Raw genomic sequence first — 20,112 nt, 5'->3', positions numbered from 1 at the left:
AAAACAAAATACAATTTGGAGAATGAGTATTTTCAGTGTTCATATTAATATTTATTCTCCATTTTACTATATATAGTTATATGAAGCTTATTTTTTTAATCAATGTGTAATTTCAACTGTAAAATTAGATTACAAACTTTTCAAATGTTTTTAACAAAATTAAAGCAAAAATATAAAAAAATAGAATTATTAAAAAATTTTTGCAAAAATCAAATAGGATTTCTACAAAGCCTAAAAAAAAGAAAAATGGAAATTATTCATCCATTATGTTTAAATCCATAGTAAGTAAGGATTTCATTGTTTCAATATCAATTTGTCCTGGAGCAGTTACATCAGTTCCAGCAGCAAATGTAATTGGTGAGTTGAATTTTGAAGCCATAACTCTTGTATAACTTCCTAAATCTCCCATAGAAATTGCAATTGTATCTTCACAGTGGGAAAGAACAGCTAATATTGTTAATGTATCATCAAGATCTTGTGGCATAAATGCAACTTTAGCAATATCTCCTAATTTTTGTTCCTTTTCAACAATATAGGTTATTTCACTTAATTTTGGTGTTTTTTCAAAATCATGGTAAGAAACAATTGTTGTAACACCAGTATCGTGGATTTTTTTAATGTATTCATCATTACTTTGAAGTTCAATATCCACATAATCAACTAAATCACAGCATTCATATAATATTACGAATCTTTCTTCTTCTGTTCCCTTAAACGATCCGCCTTCTGTGCTTATTCTATTGGTTGCAATCATTGGAAAATTAATCTCTTCTATTGTCTTTTTAATTTCAGAGATTTCAGGATTTTCAAGAGCATCTATTCTAAACTCTAATACGTCTGCTCCTTTGTTTATACAGTCTTTAGCTACTTTAATTACATTTTCACAATCCTTTTGAAATATTGGAATTGCAATTTTTGTTTGAGAATACATTGGTTATCTGTTTTGTTTTTTACATTATTAAATATTTATTATATGTAAATTTTTATCTTAAATTAAGTAATTGTATTGCGTTTTTTAGTATTCATATATAATTTTCAGAGATATTTGCAATTTTAATATAAAAACATTTATTTACTGGATAAAACTAAACAATATAATAATGGGGGATTAGTGAATTGTATTTTATATCTTAAAATATTATTCATTTGTTTAATTGAAATTTTACCATATGGGGATAAAAATGGGGTATATTGTCAATTTTGATAGAAAAAACCTTGCATATTTACCTTCAGGATTTTGAAAATTATATTAAATATGTATTTATAGAAATTGTTTATGATGATGGTAATTTATTGATTTTTGTTAATAATACAACAGACCCTCTACTTAAATCCCAAAGTGATGTTGTAACCTGTAATGATGTTTATTTTTATATTAAAGATGTCTGGGATAATTATATATGGAATCCTAATGTATATGACTTATTAGAAACAGAAAAACATTTGGACGACTATAAACAGGATATTCTTTATGATTTGATTGTTCCTGAAGATAAAAAATTATATGATGGGGTTATAAATTGTTCGACTGATGCAAGTGAAATTATTCATATAATCACTCAAAATAACAAAAAGAAGACTTTAAAAATCTATTCTAAAAATTTAAATAACTTTGGTACAGTTACACAAAAAGCAATTTATATGATTGATTTATCTGATGAGCTTAATACTGAAGATGCATTTTTATCAAATAAGTTATTAACAGAATTGGATATGAAATTAGGTGTAGGTACCATTATTAAAAGTTCAAGTGGAGAATATGTTGTAAGTGATGACATTTATGATATCTTAAAAGTCCCTAAAAGAAGTGTTAAGGAATTATTAACTGATTTAAGAAAAAATATTGTAAATAGTGCGGATAAAATTCTCATTGAAGAATTTAAAGCTCATAGTGTTGGAGCTATTGAAAGAGTTGTTGAATATAAATCTCCTTTCTATGAAAAAACACAATATTTGTTCTTATTTTTAGAAAACTACTCTGATAATACTCATGAAATGTCTCTTATGGGTGTTAAAGATGTTACTTTGGACTTGGAAAAGGAAAAAGATTTGGAAATTTCCATTAACAATCAAAAAATCCTATTAAAAGAAATCCACCATTGAGTAAAAAATAACTTGCAGATTATTTTAAGTCTAATTAATTTGGAATTGAAATTCAATGATGGTGATTATGAACGTATTTTGAAGAAAACAAGAAATAGGATCTCATCCATGGCTACAATTCATCAGCAAGTTTATAATTCTGTTGATTTTGCAAATGTTGAAACTTCAGAATACATTGCTCTTAGTGTTGAAAACCTATTCAAAGCATATGATTCAAATATTAAATTGAATTTAGATATTCAATCCTGCAACTTACATATGGATAAAGCTATTCCTATGGGTTTAGTTTTAAATGAACTAGGTTTAAATGCAATTACTCATGCTTTTAATGGTGGTAAAGGTAATTTCTATGTAAAATTCACCTATGAAGATGGAATTTATGCATTGGATGTTTGGGATGATGGTGTTGGACTTCCAGAATCTGTTGATATTCATAAATCAACAACATTATGATTTACTGTTATTAAAAGTATTATGAACCAGCTTGATGGTGAATGGTCTGTCTTGGATTTACCTAAAGGTTTTGGAATTAGTATGAAAGTTAGAGATAAAATATAATTCTCTTTTTTTCTACACTATTTTTTTATTATTTTTATCAAATATTGGTTATTTTCTTACTAAATTGAGGATTAAAAAAATAATACTTAAATAAATTAAATAACAAATAATATACCAATAAAATATAATATTTTATTTATTTTAAAAATCAATTATTCAAGGTGTTAATTTGAAAATTATAGCTATAGGTGCAGATATATCTAAAAATGATGTATCTTGTAGTACTATGCTAGTCGAAACTATTGAAAAAAACCTTTATAAAGTCAAGGAATTAGGTGCAAGAGATGTAGCTTTAACTAATGTCACAGGAGATGACGTTGTTGTAAGTGCATTTGTTGAAGATGATTTACTTGAAGTTGTTAATGAAGGTATAGTTAATGTTTTAAAAGAAAGTGCAGAAAATTTAGGTGATTTATCCGGAATTTCATCAACCCCTGAAGAAGCGGGTGAAGGAATTTCTTATGCTGAAGCAAATATCAGGCAAGATAGATATCCTGATGCTATTGTTTTAGGTTTTGATACATATGGTGGAGAATCCTTTGTTGCGGATGCTGCTAATTCAGCTATTGATGCTGCTAAAGGTATGAAAGATTTAACTGATGTTTCCGATTATATTGAACCTAAAATAAGAGAAATACCTGGTGTAGGTTATGTCTCACCAGAAACAGATGATCCTGTGGTTGTGGCCACTGTTGAGAATATAGAATCTGTTGGTATAATCGCTAGTGCAATGATTGGAGCTGCGCTTGGAAATAAAAATGTTTATTTAGTTAAAAGAGGAACAACATGCAATGTGTTGCCTGGTAGTGTGATATTTTCCGCTACTGCATTTATGAATGGAAATGTTATTGATTTGGCTGTTCCATTTGAAAATAAAACTAGGATATTAAAATAGGAGTTATTAATCATGATTTTATTAAATAAAGATACAAAATGTTTAGTTCAAGGAATAACTGGTAAACAAGGTTCATTTCACACTGAACAAATGTTAAATTACAATACTAAGATTGTTGCAGGAATTACCCCTGGTAAGGGTGGTCAAATGTTTTTAGACCAAGTTCCAATTTTCAATTCAATTGAAGAAGCAAAAGAAGAAACTGATATTAATGCTTCAATTATCTTTGTTCCTGCAAGATTCGCAAAAGATGCTGCTTTTGAAGCAATAAGACACTTAGACTTGGTTGTTATTATTTCTGAACATATTCCTGTTCATGACAGTATGAAAATTATGGCATATGCAAAACAAATGAATACCACAATCATTGGTCCAAACACTCCGGGAATTATTTCTCCAGGTGTTGGTAAATTAGGTATTATGCCAACTCACATTTTCTCAGAAGGAAATGTTGGTTTAATCTCAAGAAGTGGTACATTAACCTATGAAATAGCTAGTGAGCTTACTAATGCAGGTATTGGTCAAAGTACTGCTGTGGGTATTGGTGGAGACCCAGTTACCGGAGATAATTACGTTGATATCTTAACAAGATTTGAAAAAGATGAAAATACTGACGCTGTTGTTTTAATTGGTGAGATTGGAGGAACTGCTGAAGAAAGAGCTGGAAAATTCATCGCTGAAGAAATGACAAAACCTGTTGTTTCTTACATTGCAGGAAGAACTGCACCACCGGGTAAAAGAATGGGACACGCTGGAGCTATTATTCAAGGAAACTCCGGTACTGTTGCAAGTAAAACTAAAGCTTTAAACGAAGCTGGTGTTGAAGTGGCTGAAAAACCATCTCAAATTGTAAATCTACTCAAAAAGGTAATGTAATGTCAAACCAAGAAATTATTGATAAATTATTAAATGGTGAAATGAAACTCTATCAGGTAGACAGTGAAGTTTCACCAAAACAAGCAACCGATATTAGAAGAGAATTTTTAGAACAAAAATACTCTATTAAATTAGATAATATTGGTAATTACACTTTGGATATGGAAAGAGCATCTGCTCGTAATATTGAAAACTCAATTGGAGTATTACAACTTCCAATGGGTATTGCAGGGCCTTTAAAAGTTAATGGAGAATACTGTAATCGTGAAGTGTTTGTACCATTAGCTACCTCTGAAGGAGCTCTTGTAGCTTCAATTAATAGAGGAGCATCAACAATTACTGCATCAGGTGGTGCTAATGCAAGAGTAACATCAGATATTATGACTCGTGCACCAGCTATTAAATGTGAATCTGTTAGTGATGCATTGACAATCAAACAATGGTTTATTGATAATTTCGATGAATTAAAAGAAATTGCTGAGAGTACAACTTCTCACGGTAAATTAATTAAAATTGATCCTATTTTAATTGTTGGAAGCTATGTTTATCCAAGATTTGTTTTCTCAACTGGGGACAGTATGGGTATGAATATGGTAACCATTGCTTCTGAAAAAATATTAGACAAATTAGCACAAGATACAAGTGCTGTTCACATTGCATTAAGTGGTAATGTCTGTGTTGATAAAAAACCAGCTGCTATTAACCTTGTTGAAGGAAGGGGAAAAAGTGTAGTAGCAGATATATTAATACCAAAAGACATTGTTGCAAAAAAATTAAAAACTACTGCTGAAGCTATTGTTGAAGTTAACACTGCTAAAAACTTGATTGGTTCTGCAGCAGCAGGAAGTATGGGTTTTAACGCTCATTATGCAAATATGGTTGCAGCTTTATTTTTAGCAACCGGTCAAGACCCTGCGCATGTTGCTGAGGGTTCATTAGGTATTACAACAGCAGAAAACAGAAACGGAGATTTATATTTCTCAGTTAACTTACCTGATTTACCAGTAGCTACTGTTGGTGGAGGAACAAGTCTTGAAGTTGCTCATGAAGGATTAGAAATCCTTGGTGTTGCAGGTTCTGGTAAAGCACGTGAATTTGCAGAAATTGTTGCATGTACTGTTCTTGCAGGAGAATTATCTCTCGTAGGAGCTCTAGCAGCAGGACATCTTGCAAGAGCACACCAAGAACTTGGAAGAGGATAATTATGGAGGATTTTCTTGAGGATTTATATCCTGAAATCACTCTTGAAACTGATGATATTTTAATGTCAATATCTGTAAAAAAAGATTATTCTCAAATTAAAGATGTAAATCTTAGAAAAAAAGAGTTTATAAAAGATTTACAGGATTTTATAAAAGAATTTGAACAAACTCCTGAATCTTTGGAGTTTATAAAGTATTTTGATGATTAGTATTTGGAGACTATTATGAATAAACAAAAAAGTATAATTGTTGTATTATCTGTGATTATCGTAATCCTCATCATTTGTGTTGCAATGTTTGCACTTCCCACATTTAAAGAAGAATCCAAATTAGCAATTGTAGATAAAACAATTGATGAAGGGGGTAAGTTAGTTGTTGTATTAACAGATACTCATGGTATTGGATTGCCCGATGCAACAATCAATATAAAACTCACTGATGAAGATGGAATTACAATTGAGGAGGATGTTACAACTAATGATAAAGGAAAAGCTAAATTAAAAGTTGAAGAAAAAGGAAAATACTCTGTTGAATGCACATTTGATGGTAAAGGCAAATATGCTGCTAGTTCTCTTTCAGATAATATTAAAGTTAAAAAGGTATCAACCAAAACTGTTAGTGAAAAGAAAACTAGTAATTTTGATTCAGTATCAGGTTTAAGCGAAGATGGATATTCATATTATCCGGAGTATGGGCCGGCAGTCGATTCATTGGGCACTACCCGTGAAGATGCAATAGCAAATAACTGGCATTATATTCCTCAAACAATTGATGGACAAAATGCAGGATTGTATGTTCCTTATGATTCAAATGCCGGATGTTATCATACTTAATGAGAGGTCGTTAAAATGGAAAACAATAAAATTGTAATAATTGGATTGCTTGTGGTCATTATAATTCTTTTAGCTGGCATTCTTGTTTTAATGCCAAGTATGAATAAACAAGATGATGCTGATATAACTAATGACACAATCTCTGATGAAAAGAATTCTGTTACACCAGACACTATAACGGTAGAATTACCCGAATATGACAAGACCTATACGGAAACCGTTGGGGAATACACTGTAGAAGCAGAAAAGTGGATGGGTGGTTCAGTAGGTGGATTTGAGGTGCACCTATATAAAAACGGTGAATCAGTTTACAAAGACTCTTATATGTCCCGTGCCTATTTCTACATGGATGGTGAGTGGAAATGGAGTGAATGGGGCAATGGTGAAGATGGTTATGATGGGTATCACAGATATCCGGTAAGCCAAGGTGTTGAAATCCAAGAAGTTGAAGTTAAATTTTAGGTGGTGCAACTGCACCTTCAATTTATTTTAATTTATCATGGCCTAGACCATTTCACACTTCAATGAGTTGATATTGTGTTATTTTTAATGTATGTTCAATAAAAATAATAGAACTGAATATGTTATTTAAAAACTACACATTACTTTTAAAATGCCCTTCCTTATGCTGTATTGCTATTGGATGAAATAGGGTTGGATAGGTGTAAATTTTTGCTAAAAAACTTGCCCATTTTTGAGCAATCTTTCTTACTATTTTAGTAGTAATCATTCATGTTTTGCTATGACTAGTATTTGGAATCAATTTTTTCAAATACTTTTTTAACATTTACTTTTGTCTCAAAACAGCCTGTTTTTTCAAGTAAAACTCCCTGAGGATAAAAATCAGATAATAACATCATCATTTGATTTAAATCTTCATGGCAAGCTACACCAATTACTGCTTCAAATTTGTTTTCAACGACTATTTTTTTAACAAAACTTGATCCTGGAACAATATATAATTTATATCCTTTTGGATTTGCTTTTTTTTTAATAGCTCCAATTGAACATAATCCACATTCAGTACAGTTTAATCCATCTTTTTGAAGAGTTGCAGGACAATCTCTATGTCTTAAACAGTGTGGTAAGAAAATTAATGTTTTTTCAGCTGGAATGGATTTGAATTTTTCTTTGTTTATTTCATCTCTTACTTTAATTGCAATATCATCAATCAAGTGTTCATCAAGCTTTAATAATTTTGCTATTGATTTAAACGGGAAGTATAATGAATCCACAGTAAATAATATGAATCTAGGAAACTTGATTTGATTTTTTTTAGCTATTAAAAAACCTAATATTAAAATTGCTATAAATAATATTATGACTAATATAGCTAAAAAGACAACTAATTCTCCTAAAAAAGTATAAAAAGATTCAATAAACATGTTTTAACCTAAAATTTTTCAATTGTGAAATTATCAAATTCTTTATTTAATTTAATTCCAGTTTCTGTTTTTGTTATGTTAAGTCCGGATAAACTGTCACAGGAACACAATACGTTCTGTTCAGGATGAGTTCCAGGAATAATATTACAATTTAGATTTACTTCATCCCCGATTGATATAACAGTTTCTAGACGTTTAGTTGATGGATGATCTTTATTTAAAATTACAAGTGGTGAGGATTCTTCACGGCTAAGGTATGCCTGTGATTTAATAGCTCTTTTATCTTTCTTAAAGTTGGAAACAGCGATAATATCATCTGATTCTAAAAATTGAACTATTTCTTCATTATCTTGAGTTGCAATAAATAACATTTTGTTTTCATATGCTACTTTTATAATTCCCACTATTCCAGTTTCTCCTTCAAGAAATAGTATTTCGTCATTTTTAAAATCAATATTCATAATATCACTAAAAATAAAAAAGAGAGTAAATTAAATTTACTCTGCAAGTTCTACATTGTCACTTTGGCAAGACGGACAGATAACTTTCCTTCCAAGACCTTTAAATGAGTTTCCACAATTTTTACAATGGTATTTTTTTGTTTTTAATTTTTTCAAATCAATATCAGCCATTGGGCCTCCACTTGAACACATAAAAAATCACCTATATAATATTATATATTCTAATATATTATATTACTTTTCTAAGTTCATTAATTTTTTCTAAAATTTTCTCATTATGAGTTAAATCATATTCCAGTTCATAATAATATAATGCCTGTGGTAGTGCCTGGTCTTTGTCAAATTTATCTGCAAGTAAATGTAGTGTTTTTAGTATGAATGGATTTGTATCGATTTGTATATTTTTTTCATTTAGTGCTTCTAAACATTCACTTAATTCTAATTCAACAATTTCTCCTTTTGTTTTTAAATATTGGAGTTCTTTGTATGCAAGTGGACTTAACTCATATTTCATACTGAAGTTATATAAACTGGCAGATACTTTATACTCTCCTGCTTCAATATAATAAAAACCTAAATTTCTATAACATCTTGCAATATCCTGAGGATAGTATGCATATTTGATTGCCTGTGTTGTATAAAAGAAATATTTATTGAGGCTTTGTCCTTTATAGACTTCTGATAACTCAAGAAGTATTCTTGATGAAATAGGATTGATTTTCAATGCTTTTTTAAGATATTCTTCTGCTTTGTTGAAATTTTTTGTCTCTAAAAATAAGAATCCATAAACATAGTACAAATCTAGCAAAGGTTGGTTGTTTGGTATATATCTAACATCCTTTTTAGCACCAATATACTCATTAAAAATTTCTTCTTCCAAATGGTTTGTAAAATAATGATATTCATTTATACTATCGTCTTCAAACATGGGTGAAAAATTAAGCATAAAGCTGTTAAGTTTATCTAGAGCCTCGTCATTTTTTTCATTTTCAATAAGAGGAAATATTTCTTCTAAGATATCCATAATTGGTGTTTCATTTTGTGATATTTCAATAAATTCCTGTTTTTCTTCATCACTTAAACAATCCCACATCATACGGGAGAGTTCTCTGAGAATCTCTACATTAAATTCATGGTCTTTGTATTTTTCCATTTGTGATGAAAGATATTTTTTATTTAAATCCTTGTTTTCACCTAAGTTTAATTTGATTTCATTTATTATTTTTTCATACATTAAAAAACACCTAAAGTTAGTTTAATAAGTAATGTTTTTATATAACTTCTAATCCATATTATATATGTATAAAAACTTAGTTTTATATTTATTAGAAAATTTTTAAAGGTGATTAAAAAATGGCAAATCAACCAGTTTTCATCCTTCCTGAAGGAACTGAAAGATATTCTAAAAGAGATGCTTTAAGAATGAATATCACTGCTGCTAAAGTATTAGCAGGTATTGTAAGAACTACTTTAGGTCCTAAAGGTATGGATAAAATGTTAGTTAATTCATTAGGTGACGTAACTGTAACTAATGACGGTGCAACTATCATGAGTGAAATGGATATTGCACAACCTGCAGCTAGAATGCTTGTAGAAACCGCTAAAAAACAAGAAGAAATTGTTGGTGACGGTACCACATCAGTTGTTGTAATCGCTGGTGAATTATTAGCTAAAGCTGAAGAATTATTAGATGATGGAATTGCAACCTCTGTTGTTGTAAAAGGATTTAGAAACGCAACAGATAAAGCAGTAGAACTGTTAGAAGGTATTGCTGTTGATGCTGATGATAAAGAAACTCTTAAAAAAGTAGCTATTACTGCAATGAGTGGTAAAGGATCAGATTATGCAAAAGAACACTTAGCTGACCTTGTTGTTGAAGCAGCATTAAGAATCAAAGAAGATGGAAAATCTGATATTGAAAATATTAACATCCAAAGAGTTTCCGGAGATTCTGTAGAAGATTCATTCTTAGCTGAAGGTATTGTAATTGATAAAGCTCCTGTTTCCAAAGCTATGCCTAAAGATATTGAAGATGCAAAAATTGCTATCATGAAATATCCTATTGAATTAAAAGAAATCAATACTGATACTAAAATTGACATTACCAGTCCAGAACAATTTGAATCATTCTTAAACAACGAAGAAGAAATGATTAAAGATTTAGTAGACCAAGTTGTTGCTTCTGGAGCTAATGTATTATTCTGTCAAAAAGGTATTGACGACATGGCAGAACACTACTTGAAAAAAGCAGGAATCATGACCTACAAAAGAGTCAAAAAATCTGACATTGAAAGAATCGCAAAAGCTACTGGTGCTAAATTAGTAACTGACATTGAAGATTTAACTGCTGACAAATTAGGTAGTGCAGGTCACGTATACCTTGATAAAATCTTCGATCATGAATTAACTTTCATTGAAGAATGTGAAAATCCAAAAGCTTCATCCATTGTTCTTAGAGGTAGTACCCGTTACGTAACCGAACAAATCGCAAGAGCTCTTGACGATGCTTTAGGTGTAGTAGCTGCTACTATCGAAGAAGGTAAAGTTCTCATCGGTGGAGGAGCATGTGAAATTGACTTAATCAAACAATTAAGAGAATATGGTGAAACCGTAAGTGGAAGAGAACAATTAGCTATTTTAAAATATGCTGAAGCATTAGAAGTTATTCCAAGAACTTTAATTGAAAATGCTGGTTTAGACACCATTAACTTAATTGCTGACTTAAAAGCTGCTCACGAAGACTCTAATTTAATAGGTATTAATGTATTTGACGGTAAAGTTGTAGATATGAAAGAAGCTGGAGTTATCGAACCTTTAAGAGTTAAAATCCAAGCTTTACAATCTGCAGGTGCTGCTAGTGAAATGATTTTACGTATTGATGATATGATTGCAGCAAGAAATGCACTTAACTCTACCGGACCTGATGAGTCTGGTAATGATGATAGTGGTATGCCTCCAATGCCTGGTATGGGTGGAGGAATGCCTCCAATGATGTAAAATTATTTAATTTTACATTTTTTATTTTTTTATGTATTTTTTAGGTTAATTTTATTCATTTTTCCAATAATTTTTGCATAAATTGGATTTTTTTTTTAACTTGGGTTGTTTTTCAATTAAATGTGCTTATTTTTCTATTATTCTTATTATATTTGTTGTTTTTTAATCTAACTTGAATAAAATCAATTTTTTTTGATTATATAAGTTTAAATAAAGTGTTATTTTATATTATAAGCTTTAAGATTTGTATTTTTAAATTTGTATTGTTAGTTATCTTGAAATATTATTTCATATTATTTAATCCTTTTATAGCTTAATTCAAGTTAATTTTTATTAAATATCTAATTTTAATTATATTTTAGCCTTATTTTTATAAATTAGGCTTATTTGATGTGATTTAGTCAATAAAAAGGTTTATATAAAGGATTTAATTATACATATATCTGAGGTAAGACAATAGTCTTACTGATTAATCAAACAAGAAATTGTTATGGAGGTAAAATTATTTCGAAAAGACAAGTATTACTCACTTTTCTGATGGCATTAACTGTATTAATGTGTGTTAGTGTAGCATCAGCTAGTGATGTAAATGTTACAGATTCACATGCTATTGCTTCAATAGACACTACATCAAGTGTTCATGAAAGTGTAGATGATTCTTTACTCTCTACTGCTTATGAATGTGATGTTTTAGAATCTGTAAACTCAAATAATTTATCAACTAACCAAAATAAAAATTCTTCAAGTGATGTTTTAAAAACTGGAAGCATTCCGGCTAATAAAACTGTTGTTTCACAAGACCTTGAAAAATATTATAAAGGAAGCGAAAGCCATAAAGCTACATTTTATGATTTAAATGGAAATCCTTTGGTTAATACCAAAATTGGATTTACAATAAAATGCAGTGCATATACAAAAACATACTATAAATTAACTGATGCAAATGGTGTTGCTTCTTTAGCTATTGGTCTTAATCCTGGTGATTATCAGATTGTCTCACAAAATTTAGTTACTGGATATAACTTAACTAATACTATTAAAGTTTTAAGCACTATTGAGTCATCTGATCTTACTAAATATTATAAAGGAAGTAAAGATCATACGGCTAAGTTTTATAACTCTGATGGTACTCCTTTAGCTAATAGGGATGTTAAGTTTACAATTAAAGGTTCTACCTTTACCAAGACTTATACTAAAACAACTAATAAGTATGGTTTTGCTTCATTAGCTATTGGTCTTAGTCCTGGTACTTATCAGGTAATCTCAAAAGATCCAGTTACTGGTTGGTCTGTGACTAATACTATCACTATTTTACCAACTGTTGTTTCTTCTGGTGTTACTAAGTATTATAAAGGAAGTAAAGGACATACTGCTAAGTTTTATACTTCTGAAGGTGCTCCTTTAGCTAATAAAGAGATAAGTTTTACTCTTAAAACTTCTTCTGCTACTAAGACTTATACTAAAAAAACTGATGCAAATGGTGTTGCTTCTTTAGCTATTGGTCTTAATCCTGGTACATATCGGATTGTTTCAAATGACCCATATACTGGCTATAAGGTAACTACTACTGTTAAAGTTTTACCAACTATCAATGCTAGTGATATTACCAAAGTTGCTGCAGACAATAAGAAGTTCTATGCTACTTTCTTAGACGGCGAAGGTAATCCATTAGCAAATGCGGATGTTAAGTTCAAGGTTAATGGAAAAACATACAACTCAAAAACAAATGCAAATGGTGTTGCAGGTATCTCTTTAAGTTTCCTTAAAGCAGGCAACTATAAAATTATTTCATACAATGTTGATGGTTCATCCAAAACCAACAATGTTAATGTACTTGCCCATACCACTACTGAACTTATTACAAGTCCATACACTTTTGTTAAAGGTGAAGGTAATGTAATTAAAGTTACCTTACGTAATGGTTTAGGATATGCACCAAATGCAGGAAAAGTAATTAAAATAACAATTGGTAGTACAACATATTCTGCTAAAACAGACAGTAACGGTGTTGCATCATTTACTTTACCTACAACATTAGAAGAAGGAATCTATACAGTAAAATATACTTATGCAGGTAATTCATATTACACTGGATCAAGTGCTTCAAATAAATTAACATTTTACTCTACAAGCACTACTCATTTCACTGTAAAAGGTTCAACAATATTCTACATAGGTGAAGGCGGATCTCTCCAAGTTGTTTTAAAATCAGGTAATCTTCCTTTAGCAGGAAAAACTGTTGTTTTCAAACTTGGTTCAGTATCATATACCAAAGTTACTGATAAAGATGGTGTCGCATCATTACCAATTGGATTAGCTTATGCTGGAAACTATACATTCTCCTTTGAATTTGCAGGAGAAGGTTTGTTAAAACCTAGTTCTAGCTCAACTGTGATTCAAGTTAAAAAGATGCCAGATTCAATATCTATTAAGAATATTATTTCTGGTGCTAAAACTGTGAAAGAATACTTTGAAAAATATAACAAGTATCCAACATCAGTTACTGCAGGTGGAATCACATTCACTTTACCTCAATTTGTGTATTTAATGAGTCAGGCAATTTACAAAATAGGTAATTCTAACTATAAAGATGTTGTTATCAATAAAGATGTTGCTCAACCAGCATCTCCAACTTCTGGAGATTACTTCGATTATGAGCCATTATATAAAAAAGGATATTTACAAGCAGCAAATACTGTTGCAAAATATGCTAATGATAACAAAAAACTTCCAAACTATATTACTACAGATATTGGTAAAATCTGTCATAATGAATATGTAGATGCGTTTGCACGTATCTTAGCATATTATGGAAATAATAATGAATTACCATCTTACGTATCAATTGTCTATCATGATTCTTCAGTTCCTAGCCCAGCAGGTAAAGGTTTAAATCAGAAAAACACTGAAACTGACTTGGCTAAGTATCTTAAAGCAACTATGAACTGTCAAGTTGACAATGCAAAAATTAAAGCTATTGTTGATAAAGTTACTAAAGGATTATCCTCTGTAAAAGACAAAGCTGTTGCAATTTATAACTATGTAAGGGATTATATTGATTATTCATTCTATTATGATACCAAACATGGTGCAGTAGGTACTTTGGAAGTAGGATCTGGAAACTGTGTTGACCAAGCTCATTTGTTAGTTGCTATGTTGAGAACTGCTGATATTCCAGCAAGATATGTTCACGGAACATGTACATTCTCAAGTGGATCTACTTATGGTCACGTATGGGCTCAAGTATTAATTGGGGACATATGGTATGTTGCTGATCCAACCAGTTCAAGAAATTCATTTGGAAAAATCGTAAATTGGAATACCAAATCTTATACTGTGCACACAATCACAAATGAGATTACATTCTAATTTCATTTTTTTCTTTTTTATTTTTTGGTTATTTTAAATTAATTAAATTCTTTTTTTCTATATTTTTAGCATTATTTGTGCTTTATTTTATTTTTTCAACATTCTTATCGTTTTTTGTTTATATGAGCTTATTTTTTGAATTTATCCATTAAATTTGTTGTTTTTTGTTTTAACTTAAATAAAATCAATGTTTTTAGTTTAGATAACTTTAAATAATCTCTTATTTTATATTATATCCTTTAACATTGATGTTTTTAAATTTGTATTGTTAATTATCTTAAAAAATAGTTTCATATCATTTTATTGTTTTATAGCTTAATTGAAGTTAATGTTTACTTTATATTTAATTTTCATAATGTTTTAACCTTATTTTTAAAAAATAAACTTATTTAAGGCTATTTAGCAAATAAAAAGGTTTATATAAGATATTTATATATACATATTCTTAAGGTGGGACTATTGTCTCATTGTTTATTAAATAATTGTTGTGGAGGTAAAATTATTTTGAATAAAAAATTATTGCTCACTGGTTTTATTGTACTTACAGTAGCTATATTAACTGTTGGTACAGTTTCAGCAAGTGATGTAAATATTACAGATTCTCACACTCAAAGTGTGTTAGATGATACATTAAGTGTTCCAATGAATGAGGAGTTATCATCAAATTTAGCATCTGATGAAAATGTTGATAGAGTATTGTCTAATGATTTAGAATCTGACAAGTCAAATAATTTATCAACTAACTCTAATGATGGTAAGTCTTTAAATGATGTTTTAAAATCAGGATCTGTTGATAAAAGCATTGTTAGTGAAGATGTTACCAAATATTATAAAGGAAATGAAAAACATGTTGCTACATTTTATGATAACAATGGAAATCCATTAGCTAATACTCAAATTAGCTTTACAATAAAATGTAGTGCGTTTACAAAAACTTATACAAAAGTAACTGATGCAAATGGTGTTGCATCATTGGCAATTGGTCTTAATCCTGGTACTTATCAGATTATTTCAAATAATCCTGTCACTGACCAGAATTTAACCACTACAGTTACAGTTTTATCAACTATTAATGCTACTGACATTACTAAAGTATATTTGGATGGTAGAAAATTCTATGCTACTTTCGTAAACGCTGACGGTAGTGCATTAGCTAATACATATGTGAAATTTAAATTAAACGGAAATACCTATTCTTCAAAAACTGATGCAAAAGGTGTTGCTAGTCTTAGTGTAAGTTCTCTAAATGTTGGTACTTACAAAGTGATTTCATATAATATTGATGGTTTAACTAGAACCAACTCTATTAAAGTAATTGCTTCAACTAATTCCCAGCTCATTACAACTAGTTACACTTTCAGTGAAACTGATAAAAAAATTATTAAAGTAACTTTACATAATGGGTTAGGATATGCACCAAATGCAGGAAAAACAGTAAAAGTAACAATAAATGGTGTTACATACTCTGCTACTACAGACAGTAACGGTGTAGCTTCATTTACTTTACCTTATTCACTTGCTGTGGGATCATACAATGCAAAATACACTTTTGCAGGAAACAGTTTCTACTCTCCATCAAGTGCTACAGATACAGTAACAATCAAAGAAAGTAATTCTAAATTAACTGTTACAAGTCCTACTACATTCATAAAAGGTGAAGGAGCACCTCTCCAAGTTACTTTAACCTCTGAAGGTACTCCTTTAGCAGGAAAAGAAGTAATTTTTAAACTTGGTACAAAATCATACACTAGAATTACTGATAGTAATGGTGTTGCTTCTTTGCCTATTGGATTGAATGTTGGTAAATACACATTCAACTTTGAATTTGCAGGAGAAGGAGACATATCTCCATGTTCCGCATCAGTACAAATTTCTGTTGTAAATGCACCTGCACCTGTTGCTTCTAAAATTACGGTTGTAAGTAAAACTACATTTGTAAAAGGTGCTGGTGAGTCTTTGAAAGTTTCTTTAACTTCTGGTGGTAAAGCGTTAGTTGGAAAAGAAGTTGTTTTCAAATTGGGTTCAAAATCTTATAATAGGGTTACTGATAGTAATGGTGTTGCTTCTTTGCCTATTGGATTGGCTGTTGGTAAATACACATTCTACTTTGAATTTGCTGGTGAAGGAAACATACAGCCTAGTTCTTTATCAGTTGCTATTGAAGTTGTAAAAACCCCTGCACCTGCAACCAATGGTTATGGTTATTGGGTTTTCGGAGCTGATATGAAAAATGTTGACTTAAATTCATTAGCTTCAAAAGGAACTACTGATTTGTTCTTAAATTATTATGCAATTGAAACACATGGTAAAACAGCTGTTGAATCATGGATTGCAAAAGCTAGCAATTTAGGAATTAGAGTTCATATCTGGATGCAGTCATTCAATGATGGTGGATGGATAAATCCAGTTAAAGATGGACAGGTTAATCAGAAATACTTCAATGAAAAAATAGCTGAAGCTGAATCTTATGCTGCTGTAAAAGGAGTAGCAGGTATTCACTTGGATTATTTAAGATATCCTGGTAATGCTTATAAGACTACTGGTGGTACTGAAGCTATTAACACATTCGTTAAACAGATTGTAAGTGCAATTAGAGCTGTTAATCCAAATCTTATTATTTCAGCTGCATTAATGCCTGAATGTGATGATCTTAAATATTATTATGGTCAGGACTATGATGTAATAAGTAAATATATGGATGCTGTTCTTCCAATGGTTTACAAAGGGAACTATGAAGCAGGTTCTGCTTGGATTACATCAACCAGTAAATGGTTTGTAGAACATTCTAAAGGTGCTAAAGTATGGACAGGTTTACAAGGATATGAAAGTGATAGTCATGTTGTTCCATTACCTTCCGCTGAGATAAAACATGATGCAGAAGCTGCATTGAAAGGTAAAGTAGATGGTGTTATTATATTTAGATGGGGAGTAACTAACTTTGTTGACTTCAAATCATTGTCACCGTCTACAACTGTAACTATTTCAGAAATTCTTGCTGCAGCTAGTGATTTAAAATCAACTATTGATTCAACTAAGGCTGTTCCTAAAACAGTTAAAGTTGGTGGAGTAAGTTATTCTACTGCTCAGTTCTTATACATGATGGGTGAAGCAATAACTCAAATCAATGCAGGTAAAACTTCTTCAGAAATTGTTCCTATATCTGCTATTGCTCCAGCAAGTCCTAGTGATTCATATAAATCTGGAAGTCTCAGCCTTGCTAAATATGTTGATGTGGCAAGTAGAGTTAGCAAATATATAATCAATAATGGTGGTCAAGTTCCAAATTACGCTAGTTCAGATTTAGGTAACATTGGTTATGATTCTTTAGTAAAAATGTTTGCAACTATTTTAGTAGATTACAAAGTTAACGCTAAATTACCAAGTTCTATAAAATTGACTAGTAACAGTATTTTAATAGGAGATCAAGGACCTTCCACTCCTCCTATTAACTCATCAGTAACTACTCCTATTGTAACTGGTGATGCAATTGCTATTGATGATATCCTCTCAGGTGCTTCTAATGTGAAAAAATTCATTGCAGATAATGGAAGATTACCAAATACTGTTACAGTAGCTGGAACTACATTCTCAATGGCTGAATTTACCTACTTGATGACTCAGGCTATCTATCATCTTGGAAATTCCAATAACAGTAATGTAATTATCATTAGTGGAGTTAATGAAGCTGAAAATCCTACTTCAGGAGATTCCATTAATTCTGTAAACTTGGAGATGGAAAAATATATTACTGCAGCATTCAATGTTGGAAAATACATTAAAGATAATAATCAGGCTCCAAACTATGTTACTACAGATGTTGGTAAAATCTGTTATGATGAATATGTTGATGCATTTGCACGTGTATTGGCATTTTATGTAACTGAAGGAGTCATGCCTAATTGGGTAAACATTAACACAGCTTCTGGTTCAAGTTCCGGATCTATTACTGCTACAGGTACTGGTTTAAATGAGATAAACACTGCAACTGACTTATCCAAATATCTTGTAGCAACTACCAACTGTCAAGTTGATAATTCAAGAATCAAAGCTATTGTTGATAGTGTTACTGCAGGATTAACTTCTGTAAAAGACAAAGCTGTTGCAATTTATAACTATGTAAAGGATTATATTGATTATTCATTCTATTATGATACCAAACATGGTGCAGTAGGTACTTTGGAAGTAGGATCTGGAAACTGTGTTGACCAAGCTCATTTGTTAGTTGCTATGTTGAGAACTGCAGATATTCCGGCAAGATATGTTCATGGAACATGTACATTCTCAAGTGGATCTACATATGGTCATGTATGGGCTCAAGTATTGGTTGATGACATGTGGTATGTTATTGACCCAACAAGTTCAAGCAATTCATTTGGAAAAATCGTAAATTGGTATACCAGTTATTATACTATACATACAATCACAAATAATATCCAATTCTAATTTACTTTTTTTCTTTTTTTATTTTTTTATACAATTCTATTTTTATTAAAAACTAATTTTCAAGAACTTTTTTATAGTTTAACTTATAAAATATTAAATTAATCATTTTATAGGTGAAATTTAATGGCTAATAAAATTAGTGATAATATTGAAGAATACCTTGAAGTTCTTTATGGTAATGGAAGTAATGGAGAACAGGTTTCCACTACTAAATTATCTAGTGAATTAGGTTTTGCACCTGGAAGTGTAACTCAAATGCTTAAGAAATTGGAAGCTTTAGGTTATATTGAGTATACTCCATATAAAGGAGCTATTTTAACTGCTGAAGGTTTGGAAATAGCACAAAAAATTACCAGAAAACACAGACTTTTGGAAATCTTCTTATTAGATATTTTAAAAATCAAAATGGAAAATGTTCATGAACAGGCTTGTGAGATGGAACATGCTTTGTCTGATGAAGCTGAAAGGGCATTATGTATGATGTTAAAAAATCCTGATTTATGTCCTGATAAGAATGTAATTCCTTCTTGTAATTTTGATTTTGATAATTGTAATCAATGTTATTCTCAAAAAGATTTCGACATGGCTTCAACTAGAGATTTTAGTGTATTAGCATTATCTGAATTGAATTTAGATACTGAAGGTGTCATTTCATTTATCAGAGGTAATGATGAATTGTTAGGTATTATCGATAACTTAAACATTAAAATCGGCGGTAATTTAGTTTTCAAGGTTGATGACAACAATGATGAAAACTTGTTTTTAGTTACTATTGATGATGTCGAGTTTAAAATTCCTTTAAAGTTAGCTAATAATATTTTTATTAGAATTTAACTTTTTTCTTTTTTTGAGTCTGTAAAATTTTATAGGCTTATTTAATTTTTATGTGATTTTGAGTCCAATTTTGCATTTGGAAGTCTAAAAATGTCAGAATTCCTTCTTTAGTTTTGTATAATTTCTTTATTATTTCTGGATTGGTTTGTCTGTAGT

General features: G+C 30.3%; 17 protein-coding genes. 12 read left to right on the top strand and 5 right to left on the bottom strand.

What is annotated here, in order from left to right; all coding sequences use genetic code 11:
- Nucleotides 1–253 precede the first annotated feature (253 nt).
- Entirely contained in the window at nt 254–931 is a 678-nt protein-coding gene (aroD, locus tag PUD86_06835) for a type I 3-dehydroquinate dehydratase (GenBank protein MDD6776991.1), read from the bottom strand.
- Nucleotides 932–1,191: 260 nt separating this feature from the next.
- On the opposite strand from aroD, the gene PUD86_06830 reads away from it, so the two are divergent.
- The 8 genes from PUD86_06830 (at nt 1,192) to PUD86_06795 (ending at nt 6,929) form a co-directional block, all read left to right on the top strand.
- Entirely contained in the window at nt 1,192–2,103 is a 912-nt protein-coding gene (locus tag PUD86_06830; protein ID MDD6776990.1) for a hypothetical protein, read from the top strand.
- Between the two features lie 12 nt (nt 2,104–2,115).
- Nucleotides 2,116–2,556, top strand: coding sequence for a sensor histidine kinase (locus PUD86_06825; protein MDD6776989.1), 441 nt, complete (start codon nt 2,116–2,118; stop codon nt 2,554–2,556).
- 274 nt (nt 2,557–2,830) lie between these two features.
- Entirely contained in the window at nt 2,831–3,556 is a 726-nt protein-coding gene (locus PUD86_06820) for a hypothetical protein (protein ID MDD6776988.1), read from the top strand.
- Nucleotides 3,557–3,568: 12 nt separating this feature from the next.
- Nucleotides 3,569–4,432: a succinate--CoA ligase subunit alpha gene (gene sucD / locus PUD86_06815; GenBank protein MDD6776987.1), complete on the top strand. Its 864-nt coding sequence runs from the start codon at nt 3,569–3,571 to the stop codon at nt 4,430–4,432.
- A complete protein-coding gene (hmgA, locus tag PUD86_06810; protein ID MDD6776986.1) occupies nt 4,432–5,634 on the top strand; it encodes a hydroxymethylglutaryl-CoA reductase (NADPH) in 1,203 nt (400 codons plus the stop codon). Before sucD ends, hmgA begins: the two co-directional genes overlap by 1 nt.
- A gap of 2 nt (nt 5,635–5,636) precedes the next feature.
- Nucleotides 5,637–5,843 (top strand): hypothetical protein, encoded by a 207-nt coding sequence (locus tag PUD86_06805; protein ID MDD6776985.1) that lies wholly within the window; start codon nt 5,637–5,639, stop codon nt 5,841–5,843.
- Nucleotides 5,844–5,858: 15 nt separating this feature from the next.
- Complete coding sequence (locus PUD86_06800; GenBank protein ID MDD6776984.1) at nt 5,859–6,467, top strand: hypothetical protein; 609 nt, start codon at nt 5,859–5,861, stop codon at nt 6,465–6,467.
- 90 nt (nt 6,468–6,557) lie between these two features.
- The gene (locus PUD86_06795) at nt 6,558–6,929 is read left to right on the top strand and encodes a hypothetical protein (GenBank protein MDD6776983.1); all 372 of its coding nucleotides are present in this window, start codon (nt 6,558–6,560) and stop codon (nt 6,927–6,929) included.
- Between the two features lie 284 nt (nt 6,930–7,213).
- On the opposite strand, the gene PUD86_06790 is transcribed toward PUD86_06795, so the two are convergent.
- The 4 genes from PUD86_06790 to PUD86_06775 are packed head-to-tail and all read right to left on the bottom strand — an operon-like array spanning nt 7,214 to nt 9,547.
- Nucleotides 7,214–7,852, bottom strand: a complete 639-nt coding sequence (locus PUD86_06790; protein ID MDD6776982.1) for a DUF116 domain-containing protein — start codon at nt 7,850–7,852, stop codon at nt 7,214–7,216.
- An 8-nt stretch (nt 7,853–7,860) separates the two neighbouring features.
- Complete coding sequence (locus PUD86_06785) at nt 7,861–8,313, bottom strand: hypothetical protein (GenBank protein MDD6776981.1); 453 nt, start codon at nt 8,311–8,313, stop codon at nt 7,861–7,863.
- A gap of 36 nt (nt 8,314–8,349) precedes the next feature.
- Nucleotides 8,350–8,505, bottom strand: coding sequence for a hypothetical protein (locus tag PUD86_06780; GenBank protein ID MDD6776980.1), 156 nt, complete (start codon nt 8,503–8,505; stop codon nt 8,350–8,352).
- A gap of 37 nt (nt 8,506–8,542) precedes the next feature.
- Nucleotides 8,543–9,547, bottom strand: coding sequence for a hypothetical protein (locus tag PUD86_06775; GenBank protein MDD6776979.1), 1,005 nt, complete (start codon nt 9,545–9,547; stop codon nt 8,543–8,545).
- Nucleotides 9,548–9,666: 119 nt separating this feature from the next.
- Here PUD86_06775 and thsA point away from each other — a divergent pair, with 119 nt between their 5' ends.
- From thsA to PUD86_06755, 4 genes are all read left to right on the top strand, one after another.
- The gene (gene thsA, locus PUD86_06770; protein ID MDD6776978.1) at nt 9,667–11,310 is read left to right on the top strand and encodes a thermosome subunit alpha; all 1,644 of its coding nucleotides are present in this window, start codon (nt 9,667–9,669) and stop codon (nt 11,308–11,310) included.
- Between the two features lie 537 nt (nt 11,311–11,847).
- Complete coding sequence (locus PUD86_06765) at nt 11,848–14,679, top strand: transglutaminase domain-containing protein (protein MDD6776977.1); 2,832 nt, start codon at nt 11,848–11,850, stop codon at nt 14,677–14,679.
- Nucleotides 14,680–15,138: 459 nt separating this feature from the next.
- A complete protein-coding gene (locus tag PUD86_06760) occupies nt 15,139–19,122 on the top strand; it encodes a pseudomurein-binding repeat-containing protein (GenBank protein MDD6776976.1) in 3,984 nt (1,327 codons plus the stop codon).
- Between the two features lie 123 nt (nt 19,123–19,245).
- Entirely contained in the window at nt 19,246–19,956 is a 711-nt protein-coding gene (locus tag PUD86_06755; protein ID MDD6776975.1) for a metal-dependent transcriptional regulator, read from the top strand.
- The last annotated feature ends 156 nt before the right edge of the window (nt 19,957–20,112 follow it).

Source organism: Methanobacteriaceae archaeon, assembly GCA_029219465.1.
GTDB lineage: Archaea > Methanobacteriota > Methanobacteria > Methanobacteriales > Methanobacteriaceae > Methanocatella.
Note: the sequence above shows the minus strand (reverse complement) of the source record. Positions and strands in the feature narration are given on the sequence as shown.